At 37.2% G+C, this 13,947-nt stretch carries 9 protein-coding genes; 4 read left to right on the top strand and 5 right to left on the bottom strand.

Annotated elements, in window-relative coordinates; translation table 11 throughout:
- Positions 1 to 18: 18 nt before the first annotated feature.
- The 5 genes from AAOP42_RS20220 to lepA all read right to left on the bottom strand — a co-directional run bounded on the left by AAOP42_RS20220 (position 19) and on the right by lepA (position 8,664).
- Positions 19 to 3,174, bottom strand: coding sequence for a SusC/RagA family TonB-linked outer membrane protein (locus AAOP42_RS20220; RefSeq protein WP_349530403.1), 3,156 nt, complete (start codon positions 3,172 to 3,174; stop codon positions 19 to 21).
- 251 nt (positions 3,175 to 3,425) lie between these two features.
- Positions 3,426 to 5,348: an OmpA family protein gene (locus tag AAOP42_RS20215; protein ID WP_349530402.1), complete on the bottom strand. Its 1,923-nt coding sequence runs from the start codon at positions 5,346 to 5,348 to the stop codon at positions 3,426 to 3,428.
- A gap of 29 nt (positions 5,349 to 5,377) precedes the next feature.
- Entirely contained in the window at positions 5,378 to 5,998 is a 621-nt protein-coding gene (locus tag AAOP42_RS20210; protein ID WP_349530401.1) for a 7-carboxy-7-deazaguanine synthase QueE, read from the bottom strand.
- A 3-nt stretch (positions 5,999 to 6,001) separates the two neighbouring features.
- A complete protein-coding gene (locus AAOP42_RS20205; protein ID WP_349530400.1) occupies positions 6,002 to 6,871 on the bottom strand; it encodes a bifunctional 5,10-methylenetetrahydrofolate dehydrogenase/5,10-methenyltetrahydrofolate cyclohydrolase in 870 nt (289 codons plus the stop codon).
- A gap of 5 nt (positions 6,872 to 6,876) precedes the next feature.
- A complete protein-coding gene (gene lepA / locus AAOP42_RS20200) occupies positions 6,877 to 8,664 on the bottom strand; it encodes a translation elongation factor 4 (protein ID WP_349530399.1) in 1,788 nt (595 codons plus the stop codon).
- Between the two features lie 271 nt (positions 8,665 to 8,935).
- On the opposite strand from lepA, the gene AAOP42_RS20195 reads away from it, so the two are divergent.
- The 4 genes from AAOP42_RS20195 to rpsO all read left to right on the top strand — a co-directional run bounded on the left by AAOP42_RS20195 (position 8,936) and on the right by rpsO (position 13,845).
- Positions 8,936 to 9,559, top strand: a complete 624-nt coding sequence (locus tag AAOP42_RS20195; protein ID WP_349530398.1) for a Crp/Fnr family transcriptional regulator — start codon at positions 8,936 to 8,938, stop codon at positions 9,557 to 9,559.
- A gap of 101 nt (positions 9,560 to 9,660) precedes the next feature.
- The gene (locus AAOP42_RS20190; RefSeq protein ID WP_349530397.1) at positions 9,661 to 11,385 is read left to right on the top strand and encodes a SulP family inorganic anion transporter; all 1,725 of its coding nucleotides are present in this window, start codon (positions 9,661 to 9,663) and stop codon (positions 11,383 to 11,385) included.
- Positions 11,386 to 11,507: 122 nt separating this feature from the next.
- Positions 11,508 to 13,490 (top strand): LptF/LptG family permease, encoded by a 1,983-nt coding sequence (locus AAOP42_RS20185; RefSeq protein ID WP_349530396.1) that lies wholly within the window; start codon positions 11,508 to 11,510, stop codon positions 13,488 to 13,490.
- A gap of 79 nt (positions 13,491 to 13,569) precedes the next feature.
- Positions 13,570 to 13,845, top strand: a complete 276-nt coding sequence (rpsO, locus tag AAOP42_RS20180; RefSeq protein ID WP_349530395.1) for a 30S ribosomal protein S15 — start codon at positions 13,570 to 13,572, stop codon at positions 13,843 to 13,845.
- Positions 13,846 to 13,947: the final 102 nt, after the last annotated feature.

Below are 13,947 nucleotides of genomic sequence, written 5' to 3'. Positions count from 1 at the left end.
AATTAACTACGGCTAACATTAAAAAGAGGCTTTCAATCTAAAAGACAATGATTGCGTTCCTGGTGTTACACCATGATAGAACCCTTGTCCATTTCCATTACCCCCTAGGCTTCCTTCTGGATCCCAATAAGTGAAATTACTCTTAATCCAAAGATTTCTTCCAATTACAGAGAAACTTACATTTTTAAAAGGGGTACTTTCTAGCAAAGAACTGGGCAAAGCATAACTCACACTCAATTCTCTCAATTTGATGAAACTGGCATCTTCTACAAATAGTTCATCATAGCTACTATAAAACCCTGTATAGTAAGTTTGATCTTTAACCACCGGAATATCATTCTTTCTAAAAGTACCATCGCCGTTATCAACAACTCCATCCCATACAATTACAGAACCCCTATCTGCGGTAATAGAAGAGGTACCATAATAAGTAGAATAATACAAATCAAAGTTCAGAATGTCGCCACCTTTTCTTATATCAAACAAAGAAGACAAAGTGATTCCTTTCCAACTAAAAGAGTTTCTAATTCCTCCAGTCCAATCGGGTTGAACATTACCAATACTACCTAAAGCATCATCAGGAATAGGAAGGCCATCCTCTCCAATTAATAACTGACCATCCTCTGTCCTACTAAATCTCTGTCCCCAAATTGTACCATAACCATTATCAACATCCGCTCTAATCTGTGGACTTGTAAAACCATAAAGAAAAATAGATTCCACCCCCGGAGTAAGTTCATTTACTACAGTTTTGTTCTTTGCAAAATTTACTTGCACATCCCACACTAACCCGTTATCCATTTTCAAAGGCGTACCTGTCAAGGTCAATTCAACACCTTTATTTTCAACTTTTCCAACATTTTTTGTTGCTTCAACAAATCCGGTTGATGGAGCTACGGGAGCATCAACTATTTGATTTGTGCTCTTTCTATTGTAGTAGGCAAAATCAACACCCAACCGATTGTTCAAAAACCTAAAATCTCCTCCAATTTCTATTTCCGTAACTAGTTCATGAACCAATTCATTGTTTGCTTTTATGTTGGTTTGTTCGAATGCATTTTGACCCTGTGTAGGAATGGTAATTGCACCTCTAGTACCATCGCCTGGAGCAGATTGAGTAAATGTTTGAATCGTATTGTAAGGACTTGCAGTATTACCCGCCTGAGCCCAAGATGCTCTGAATTTACCATAAGGAAATATTTCTTCACTCACAGGTAGTAAATCGGTAAACACAAACCCAACAGATACTGAAGGGTAAAAGAATGAATTAGCATTCTTAGGCAAGGACGAAGACCAGTCATTTCGACCTGTCACGTTCAGGAAAAGCATATTTTTATAATCTAATCCAGCAGAGAAATAGGCACTATAATTTCTCAATTCAGAATCATACTCATAAGCCTCTTGGGTACTGGCATTGCTTATGTCAAAAAATCCCGGGATATTCAACTCAATCCCTCTTATCAAATCATTTTTGTAGGTTTGAGTGTTTATATTATTCCCAACAAGCCCGCTAATTCTGAAATCATCATTAATATCTTTATTAACACTTACAATAAAGTCATTATTCATTTGAGTATTGGTGATATCGGCATTAAACATTCTACCATCAGCAGTCCCTCTTGTACCAATATTCACATGATCTTCCTGAAGGTCATGGTAAAAATCAACTCCAAACCTATTACTCACTGAAAGCCAAGGTAAAATCTGATAAGTAATGCTTTGATTCAATATAAATCTATTTGTAGTACTGAAACGACCGTTGTTTTCTGCTAGCCAAAACGGATTATTGAAAGTCCCTCCATTATACGTATAATAGGTTCCATCATCTGTAAGGTATTTTGTTACATCATGACTAATAGGCCAAAAATTGAGACCATAGAGATAACTTCTTTGTCCATTTCCTTCGGTCAACCTTCTGTTGTAGCTATTGATATAATTAATGGATCCACTATACTTAATTTTATCGGAAAATTGAACATCCATGCTAGCCATCAAACTTTTTCGGTCAAATTCGTTTCCCGGAGCTATTCCTTCTTGATCCAACTGAGAATAGGACACCAAATAACTGATAATGTCCTTTCCTCCACTTATGGTAATGTTGTTTTCCAAAGTTTTTGCATCCCTATAGAAATCATCTCTTGGATCGTAAATTTTTGGTAATCCTATCGAATCAAGAGTGTATTGATCCATTCTATTGATGCTTGGCCCCCAGGAAACACTCGTTTGAGTCGCTGTAAGTCCAGTAGGATTTGTCGCTGGATCCTGACTTCTAAATCCTCCAGCTCCGGCTGGCAATCCATTTCTATAATTACCTCCAGATCCTTGGAGATACTCATGTTGAAACCCTTTAACAATGGGATTGTCAATACCAAAAGATGAACTAATAGTAACAGTAGGCCCACTTCCCTTTTTAGAACCTCTCTTGGTTGTTATTACAATAACCCCATTGGCACCTCTGGAACCATATAGCGCAGTTGCCGCAGCTCCTTTCAAAACCGAAACATTTTCAATTACATTAGGATCAATGTCAATCGCTCTGTTCGAACCCGAACCATTAAAAACACTACCCTCAACAGTATTAGGTGCTGCCTGATTTTGACTGTTATCAATCGGAATACCGTCAATCACAAATAAAGGTTGGTTATTTCCTAAAAGAGACGAATTACCTCTTATGATAATCCTGGAAGAAGAACCCGCCTGCCCACCAGAAGAATTGATTTGAACACCTGCAATTTTACCTGCCAAACCATTGACTATGTTCGTTTCCCGTGCGTTAACAATTTCTTGAGCATCTACATTCTGTAGAGCATACCCAAGGGTTCTTTTGTTTTGCTCAATACCGATTGCCGTCACCACTACCTCGTTCAACTGTTGAGCATCCTCAGACAAAATCACATCAATTACAGATCTAGAACCAATCTCAATTTCCTGATTTGTCATACCTATAAAGGAGAATACTAAAATTCCTCCCTCAGCGGGAACACTCAATTTGTAATTTCCATCCAGATCGGAAGTAGTACCATCAGTAGTACCCTTAATTACTATATTCACACCAGGAAGGGTTGAACCATCCTCTTTTGAGGAGACATTTCCTGAAACGGTGCGTTCTTGTGCCCACGATTCGTTAATAAGCGCAGACAACAACATGAAACTAATAAGTAGAATCTTCTTCATATTGTATTAATTTAAAGTTTAAATTTTAACATTAATTTAATTGAACCTTAAAATTATAACAATACGTACCAAAATAAAAAGAATTTGGAGATTTATTATGCATGCATAACATTATGAAGATACAATTTTAAAATAAAACTGCTTAATATTAGTAATATCATTACTATTTTATTACCTACCACAATAATTAATTTCACATATTCAAAAAAAGAGAAATAATCTTCCGAATAAAAAAATTTATATTTCTTGAATTAATTATCCAATTTCTTGATCACAAATTCTATTCTCCGGTTTTTTGCTCTGTTTTCGTCAGTATCATTTGGAGAAATAAAGTTTTGAGCCCCTAGTCCTTTGTAAGATAACATTCTTGGCGGAACTTTTTTATCTAACAAATACTGGTAAACCGATTTCGCTCGATTCTCTGACAATGCTTCATTATACTGCTTTGTACCTTTATCGTCGGTATAGCCCTGTATCTCAATAGAAACATTGCGATTGGCTTTTAAAAACTCATAAACAGTCTGAAGCTCTGAATAGGATTCTTTCTTGAGTTCAAAGCTATCAAATTCGAAGTAGATATTGTTTAGCACCATACTAACTCCTTCCTTTATTGACTGAAGCTCTATTTCCAGGTTATCGCTATTGAAATTTTCAATTTTATTGACATTGAATGAATAATCTGCAAACAGGTATCCTCTCTTTTCAACATAGAGCCCATATTCATTTCCTTCTGTTAAGACGATCGTATATTCTCCCGTAACAGCATCTGACTTTACCTTCGAAATCAGTTCAGAGTTGGATTGATCAAAAATCTTAATATCAGCACCAAGGAATTTACGTGTACCTTTATCAATAACATGTCCAATGGTAAAAACACTCCTCCTTTTAACCCTAAATTGTGGGGGTACATCAAACGAGTGCAACACACTTCTCCATTCACCGTTCACCACTCTCTCTATGGTATAATAACCCTTCTCCCCCCCTGACGATATATATAAAGATACCTGATCATATCTGTCATTTAATGGATATCCGAGGTTTGTAGGTTCAGACCAAATTCCGTCATTTACTTCACTCATAAATATGTCGAACCCACCCATACCTGCATGACCTTTCGATGCAAAATAGAGTGACTCACCATTTACATGTATAAAAGGAGAAATTTCATCCAAAGAAGTATTGACCGGAGCTCCTATATTCACAGGCGAACTCCATTTGTCATCTTCACCTTTGGATGATTTCCATATATCCTTTTTTCCTAAGCCTCCAGGTCTGTCTGATACAAAATATAATGTTCTGCCATCCGCAGATAAGGTGGGCTGCACATCCCAAGATGAAGAATTAACATCAATACCCAGGTTTTCTGGAACGGCCCAGTCGTTTCCTTCTTTATAGGTAATGTATAAATCGCAACTCCCAAAGCCTCTCCTTCCCTGGCAAGAAGTAAAAATCAAAATACGTCCGTCAGCTGAAATAGTACAAGCCCCTTCGTTCAAATCGGTATTGATATTATTGGAAATCGGAGATGGCATTCCCCAGTCCCCATTCTCTCCAAGTCGCGATATGTATATATTCTCGTCCCTGTTTCTTCCGGTATAAATCAGTGACTGCTGATCTACCGTAAGTACCGGAAAATACTGCTGTTTAAAATAATTTGCCTGACCAGGCAAAGGTTTAATATTATAAGGAAGTGGTTCTTTGATGGCTTCCAAAATATATTCTGAATTCTGTATAATTGTTTGCAGGGTTTTAATATTTGCGGTTTCGTTTTGCCTGTTTTCTATATACAAATTAGCAAAATCGACCGCTTTTTGGTACTCTTCTTTTTGAAAATATAAATCTGCAAGTGTAAAATACGATCTTGGTACACGAACAGATTCTTTGTCTATTTCTATTGGCTTTTCATAACATTCAATAGCCTGATCAAGCTTGCCAGTCTTAAAATAGGACAGACCCAGGGCTTGCCATGCTTCAATAAAGTTTTGATCCCTATCCAAAGCCTTCCGTAAAGGATCGATTGCTTCAGGATATTGAACCCGCCTAAGTAACGCACTGGCTTCCTGATAATATTTTAAAGCCTTTTTGTCTTGTGTAGATAGATTGGGATTTTGCCCTACCGCCTGAGAAGTAAAAAAAAATATTGTTAATACAGTAAGTACATTTCTCATCATCATATAACTATTACTGCAAGAATTAATAAATATTATGGGATATTCAAATATTTATGGGTTTGCAATGAAATATTCCACTCCGGGTGTGCTTTGATATATTCCACAATAGTAGCAGTCATTTGTTCCGATTTAGACCATTCCGGTTGAAGATATTGAATACAATCGTTATTTAAGCTACTTACAAAAGACTCTGCAAAAGCAAAATCTGATTGATTAAACACAATTGCCTTCAACTCACTGGCTACAGCATATATAGACTGATCTGGTTTTTTGAATTTTTTAGGGGAAAAGGTAATCCAATCCCATTGCCCGGTCATGGTATAAACACCGGAGGTTTCCAAATGGAGTTGATAGCTATGTTTTTTCAATTCAGATGTCAACCCGTCCAGATTGTACATTAACGGTTCACCACCAGTAACAATAATTGTTTTGGAAGGATATCGGGTAACTTCATTAATTATTTCTTCAATACCTAAATGTGGATGATCCTTTTCATTCCAGGATTCTTTGACATCACACCAATGACAGCCAACATCACATCCTCCCAAACGCACAAAAACAGCAGGTTTCCCGGAATGAAATCCCTCACCCTGTATGGAATAAAAAATTTCCATCACAGGCAGTTTTTGTGTTATCGCTAAAGTTTGATCCATCAACTATTGATTGTGCCGGGCAGCTCTCAATGTATTTATCATAAGAGAAGCGATGGTCATCGGACCTACGCCACCAGGCACAGGAGTGATATAGCTGGCAATTTTTGATACATTCTCAAAATCTACATCTCCCGACAATTTAAACCCGGTTTTTTTAGTAGCGTCGGCAACTCTGGTAGTACCAACGTCTATAACTACAGCACCTTCCTTTACCATTTCTCTTGTGATCAAATTTGGTTTGCCAACAGCAACCACTAATATGTCAGCTTTTTGGGTATGGCTAGACAAGTCTTTTGTGTATTTATGACAAAGCGTAACTGTTGCATGGCCTGTGTGAGACATCATCAAAGCCAAAGGTGCTCCGACCAAACGACTTGCGCCTACAATAACACAGTCTTTGCCTTTGGTATCTATTTCATACCTTTTCAATAACTCCATCACACCAAATGGCGTAGCTGGCATTAACAAAGGTGAATCCGAAATAATACTCCCGAAATTTTGATTCACAAAACCATCTACATCTTTATCCGGTGAAATACTTTCTGTCACCCTTTCAACTGAAATATGCTCTGGAAGTGGCAACTGAACGATGAAACCATCAATATCACTATCAGAATTCAGTTGATCAACATGCTTCAGTAGTTTTTCCTCTGATATGGTTGCAGCAAATTGCATGAGGGTATAGTCAAACCCTACAGCCTTACAAGCTTTGATCTTTCCATCTACATAAGTGTGGCTGGCACCATCATCACCCACAATGATGATGGCCAAATGGGGAGCCCTTTGACCAGCATCCTTCATTTTTTCAACTTTTAGCTTGATTTCAGCTTTAATATCAGATGATATTTTTCGTCCGTCTAATAATGTTGGCATAACAATTAATCCAGTTTAAGTACCGCCATAAAAGCATCCTGTGGTATTTCTACATTACCCACCTGACGCATTCTCTTTTTTCCTTTTTTCTGTTTTTCCAGCAATTTTCTTTTTCTAGAAATATCTCCTCCATAACATTTTGCCAATACGTTTTTTCGCATGGCCCTCACACTTTCTCTTGCAATAATTTTTGAACCAATAGAAGCTTGTATCGCTATTTCAAACATCTGACGGGGAAGTAATTCTCTCAACTTTTCACACAACCTCTTTCCCCACTCGTAAGCTTTATCCCTATGTACTACAGCAGACAATGCATCTACAGGCTCTCCATTGAGCATAATATCCAACTTCACCATTTTTGAAGTCTTAGGCTCAATCAATTCATAATCCAATGATGCATATCCTTTGGAAATAGTCTTCAATTTATCAAAAAAATCAAAAACAATCTCCGCTAGTGGTAGCTCAAATGTTAGTTCTACTCTATTTGAAGTTAGATAAACCTGATTTTTAATTTCACCTCTTTTGTCGATACACAAAGAAATCACCGGACCGATAAAATCTGCTTTGGTGATGATTTGCGCCCTGATGTAAGGCTCCTCGATGTAGCTGATTTTTGTAGGATCCGGCATTTCGGATGGTGCGTTGATCAATTGAACAGAACCGTCAGACTTGATGGCACGAAACTGCACAGAAGGAACGGTGGTAATCACCGTCATATCAAATTCCCTTTCCAATCTCTCCTGCACAATTTCCATGTGTAGCATTCCAAGGAATCCACATCTAAACCCAAAACCCAATGCTGCAGAGGTTTCCGGTTCCCACACCAAAGAGGCATCATTTAGCTGTAGCTTTTCCATTGAAGCCCTTAACTCTTCGTATTCTGAAGTCTCTACGGGATAGATTCCTGCAAAAACCATGGGTTTAACATCTTCAAAGCCTTTTATTGTTTCTTTTGTCGGATTGGCAGCATGGGTGATGGTATCTCCGACTTTTACTTCTTTCGCCACTTTAATCCCCGAAATCAGATAACCGACATTACCCGCACTCATTTCCTTTTGTGGCTCCTGAAGCAATTTTAAAACTCCAATTTCGTCAGCATCATAGGTTTTGCCTGTGTTGACAAACTTAATTTTATCTCCTTTAGCTATTTTACCATTAAATATTCTGAAAATAACTTCTATACCTCTAAACGAATTGAAAACAGAATCAAAAATCATAGCCTGCAATGGTGCATTAGGATCACCTTTCGGAGCTGGTACTTTCTTTACTATTGCCTTGAGTATATCGTCAATACCCAAGCCTTCTTTTCCACTAGCGTGAATAATATCTTCTACATCACAGCCTATCAACTCAATAATCTGATCAGACACCTCCTCAGGCATAGCGCCGGGCAAATCAATTTTATTCAAAACCGGAATAATTTCCAGATCATGCTCAAGTGCCAAATATAAATTTGAAATAGTCTGCGCTTCTATCCCCTGAGATGCATCCACAATAAGTAAAGCACCTTCACATGCTGCAATCGATCGGGAAACTTCGTATGAAAAATCCACATGGCCAGGAGTATCTATCAGGTTTAATGTATAATCTTCGCCTTCATACATGTAGTGCATTTGAATCGCATGACTTTTAATAGTGATGCCACGCTCCCGCTCCAAATCCATGTTATCCAACAACTGATTTTGCATATCACGATCGGCAACCGTACCTGTCTGCTGCAAAAGTCTGTCAGCCAAAGTACTTTTTCCATGATCAATGTGGGCAATTATGCAAAAATTCCTAATATTTTTCATCTATCAATATGAGCTTAAGGTATTCTTTCAATTGAAAAAACATATATATTTTCTATATTCAAATATTATGTCCTCTCAAAAAAGAAGGCAAAAATAGGAAATAAGTATCAAAGATTGGATTGCTCATTCAAAGTTTAAATTTGACATTATGATAAATCAAAAACATGTCTGTCTAACCAATTATACAGTAACTTATCGTTTAAAGGCCACCCTTTATTTTTTTATAAAATTTAAGCATACATTTTTATAAATTACCTCAGAATACGACACTATGAAAGAGATACTTAAGGAAAAATTTAGAAATATATTGCAACCGGAGCTAATTGATGAAATGGCGGATAAAGGTCGGCTAATGAGTGTGACTGAAGGCAAAATAATGATAGACTATGGCAAATACATCAAGGAAATACCCATGGTATTGAGTGGTTCTGTCAGAATTATCAGGGAAGACGACAAAGGAAATGAATTATTCTTATATTATCTGGGAGAACGTGATACTTGTGCCATGTCATTGACTTGTTGTACCCAACATAAAAAAAGTGAGATAAAAGCCATAGCAGAAACTGATACTGAAGTTTGGATGATACCACTTCAGTATATGGATCTTTGGATGAAATACTCAACCTGGAGACAGTTCATTTTCAATTCATACAATTTAAGATTCGAGGAACTGATTAATGCATTGGATTCAGTGGCTTTTTTGAGAATGGATGAAAGGCTTATGAATTACCTGCTTGACATAAAGCAAAACACCGGCAGTTTTACCATTTCAAAAACCCATCAGGAAATTGCTACAGAAATGAACACTTCAAGGGTTGTAGTTTCACGTCTATTGAAAAAACTGGAAAATGAAGACAAAATAGTACTGCATAGGAATAAAATTGAGATTTTGTGAATGAAAACAAGATTTATAAAGTGATGATTTGTAACCATTGTTACACTTTGGAAGGGCATAACTTTCTAATTTTACAACATTTATAAAATGGCATATCCTACTTGAAAAAGCTTTTTCCCCTGACCGAAGATTTAAAAACCTACAATTCCGGAAAGTTCCGTATGGATTTTTCTGCCGGGATCACTGTTGGCGTAATGCTCATCCCACAGGGTATGGCTTATGCCATGATTGCAGGATTGCCTCCGATATACGGACTTTATGCAGCCATTTTTCCTCAGCTCATTTATGCTTTGCTGGGAACTTCACGCCAACTGGCTGTCGGTCCGGTAGCGATGGATTCAATAATCGTCGCTACCGGGGTTTCTACCCTGGCAGTCGCCAATAGCGAACGATATATATTACTGGCAATACTGCTGGCCTTTATGATAGGTGTTATTCAGTTTTCAATGGGCATTTTGAGGTTGGGATTTATCGTAAATTTCCTTTCCAAACCAGTGATCAATGGATTTACCTATGCTGCTGCATTGGTTATCAGTATCAATCAATTGTCACACTTTACCGGAGTAAAGATTTCGCAAAACAAATACGTTCATAATATTCTTTTAGAATTCATTTCGAAAATGGAAGAAATAAACTGGGTCTCCGTTACCGTTGGTTTGATTGGCATTATTTTTTTACTGGTCACAAAAAAAATAAACAAACTGATTCCGGGAGCACTCATTGTCGTAATCTTATCTATAATTGGAGTTCGTTATTTACATCTGGAAAATACTGGACTAAAAATCATCGGAGAAATACCAACAGGTCTGCCGGGTTTCGCTATACCTGATATTAGCTACTCAAATATTATAAACTTACTACCTGTAGCTGCCACTTTAGCACTAATTGGTTTTATGGAAGCATTTTCCATCTCCAAGGCATTAGAACCTGCACACAAAAACGAATACCGTATTGATGCCAACAAAGAACTGATAGCACTGGGTGCAGGAAACATGTTTGGTTCATTTTTCAGCAGTTTTCCTGCATCAGGTGGCTTTAGCAGGTCTGCGGTGAGTGAAGCCAATGGTGCTAAAACAGCCATCGCCTCATATGTAAGTGCAGGGCTGGTATTAATTACTGCTCTGTTTTTCACGCCACTGTTTTATTATTTACCAAATGCCATACTTGCAGCCATTATACTGGTAGCCGTTTTAGGTTTGATTGATTTGAAACAATGTAAATACCTTTGGAAAACAGACAGAGCAGACTTTTACATGATGCTGAGTACTTTTACAGGTACACTCATCATAGGGATTAAAGAAGGAATAATGATCGGCGTAGGGCTTTCACTGGTCATGATGATCTACAAGACTACACAACCACACATGGCTGTGCTGGGTCAGATTCCTAACACCCACTTCTTTAAAAACATCAAACGATTCAAAGAGGCAATGGAAATAAAAGGATTTCTAATTATACGATTCGATTCCAGAATTTACTTCGCCAATGTCAATTATTTTAAAGAAAAGACAGAAGAGCTGGTGTTGCTCAGAGGCAGTGACTTAAAAGTATTGATTATTGATGCTCAAAGCATTTCGAGTATAGATTCCAGCGGTATGTTGGTACTCCATGAATTACTTGATTTTTGTCGTGCAAAAAATATAGAATTAATCTTTGTCAGCATTATAGGCCCAGTCAGAGATATTTTCGTGAAAGAAGGTTTTGCCGATGCTATAGGTGAAGACCATTGTTTTGAACAGATCGATCAGGCAATTTCTGCCTTTTCAGACTCAGGCGAAAAAGAAAAAATTCACCGACTGGGATTTCAGACAAACGTAGAACGTTAGAACAAACGTTAATAGTTTTTATCCGTAAAAAAACATAATCTGCAATTTCAATTATACTTTTGAAGTTTAATATAATGAATACAGGTTTTGAGCAGCATCTCTATTTCTCCAATGAATAAATTATGAAAAAACTCGATAAGCTGATACTCAAGTCTTTTATCGGGCCTCTTATCTTAACATTTTGTGTGTCGGTGTTCATATTGCTGATCCAATATATGTTGAAGTACTTTGATGACCTGGTAGGAAAAGACCTTGGATACAGTGTTTTTGGAGAACTATTGGTCTATTTCAGCATCAATATGACACCTATTGCCCTGCCTCTTGCCATATTGATAGCGTCGATCATGACCTATGGAAATCTGGGTGAGCATTTTGAGCTTACAGCCATCAAGGGTTCCGGTATTTCTTTGACACGAACACTACTACCCACTGGCATTCTGGTTGTATTTATATCAATAGGTGCTTACTTTTCCAACAACTATATAGTACCTAACGCCAACCTTCGTGCCTATAGCCTGCTCTATGACATCAAACACAAAAAGCCCTCGTTAGACCTGAAAGAAGGACAGTTTTATGAGGGGATTCCCAATTATAGTATAAAAGTCAGAAAGAAATACTCAGACGGAGTTTCTATGAGAGACATTATCATTTACGATCACAAAGGCTCTTCTATGGGAGGTAATAAAAAAGTGATTATAGCTGACTCCTGCCGAATGTACACCATAGTAAACGACCGTTACCTGATGATGGAGCTATTCAATGGCAATCATTATATAGAGGGGGAAAACAAAAAAAACAGGTCTAAGTCTAAAATAGAGACCTTCGCAAGAACGGAATTTTCTGTCATGAAAATGGTTTTTAGCCTTGCTTCATTCGATCTGGATCGCACTAACATGGACTTGTTTGCAGGAAATAAACTGATGAAAAATATCGAAAGGCTTACCAAGGACATTGATTCCATGAGCAATACAATATCAACTACCAAATATCAGATTTTCAAAGGAGCAGATGCAGCATTCAGATATCATTTCAATTCCAAATTGACCATACCGGAACCATTGGAAATAGCATTTGAACAATTCAGAAACAAGCAAAACCTAAAAGACAGCCTCAGGATGGCCGAAGAAATGATCGAACATAAAATTGACAGTGCAGAATACCATAAAGAAAAGCAAGAAGAAAAAAATACAGAAGATTCAGAACCAGCAGAACCGGAAGTAACAGACAGTGCAAACAGCCTCGAAGATGAACATGAAGAAAAACCGGGTTTAGAAAAAACATATCCTGTTTATACAGGTGTATTGAAGCCTATAGCAGATTCTACTAAAAACAAGTTGAAAGATATTAAAACCCTTAAGCCTGATAAGATTTTCACGAATAAAACATTGAAAAATAAAATAATTGCAAAAGGAACAACAGATAGTATCGTATCAACCAAAACTCCTCCACCTGCTGCAAAACCAAAACCCGCAAAAACAGAAGAAGTAGCTAAAGTGAAGAAAAAACCTCTCAATACAGGTATTAGAAAATATAGAAATGTAACGGATTCCAGTTATATTGAAAACGATTCCCTGTTGGCTGTCGTTCGTTTCAAAATGGACAGTTTAAGTAATCTCCCTTTAAAAAAGAAAAACATATTCAGTAAGGCAGTAGGTTCTGCGAGATCAGTCAAGTCCGGGATTAGTAGTAAAAGCTTGCGACTTGCTGACCTAAAAAGAGACACAAACCAGCACAAGCTTGAAAAGTACAAGAAGTTTTCTCAGGCAGTGGCTTGCTTTATCATGTTTCTAATTGGAGCACCATTAGGGGCAATTATAAAAAAAGGTGGGCTGGGAATGCCTGTAGTTGTCTCAGTGTTCTTCTTCATCATCTTTTATGTGATGACTGTTATAGCGGACAAGTGGGCTAAAGCCAGCGTCATGGAAGGGGCTTATGCTGCCTGGGTAGCAGATGTAGTTTTACTGCCATTTGGCATTCTGTTTTTATATCAGGCCCGTAGAGATGCCAAATTGTTTGATGCTGACTTTTACGAAGTATGGTTTCAAAAACTTAAAGAATGGTGGGATAAAAGGAAGGGTTTCAAACTACAGCCAGCTAACAATTAAAAATGTTGTTTGCTTTTAAACATCTATATATCTAATTTTGCACGCTTGAAACAAATAACATTTAAACTTTTTACTAAGCATGTATTTATCAACAGAGAAAAAACAAGAAGTCTTTGAAAATCATGGTCGGTTAAAGTCGAAAACAGATACAGGTTCTTCGGAATCTCAAATTGCTCTTTTCACTTACCGAATCAATTATTTAACAGAGCATTTGAAAACGCACAAAAAAGATCATTCTACGAGATTAGGCCTTTTGAAATTGGTAGGAAAAAGAAGGAGCCTTCTTGACTATCTCTACAAAAGAGACATTAATCGGTACAGAGCTATTATAGCTGAATTGAATTTAAGAAAATAAAAAATATGCGCAAAGGGGAATTCGTTAATTTGAATTCCCTTTTTTGTACTTCTCACTCGAATATTTAACAGATTTTGACATCCACTCACACTCAATTCTCAA

This window comes from Reichenbachiella sp. MALMAid0571, assembly GCF_040151475.1.
Taxonomy (GTDB): domain Bacteria; phylum Bacteroidota; class Bacteroidia; order Cytophagales; family Cyclobacteriaceae; genus CAXBNB01.
This window is presented reverse-complemented; position numbering and strand designations above follow the sequence as displayed.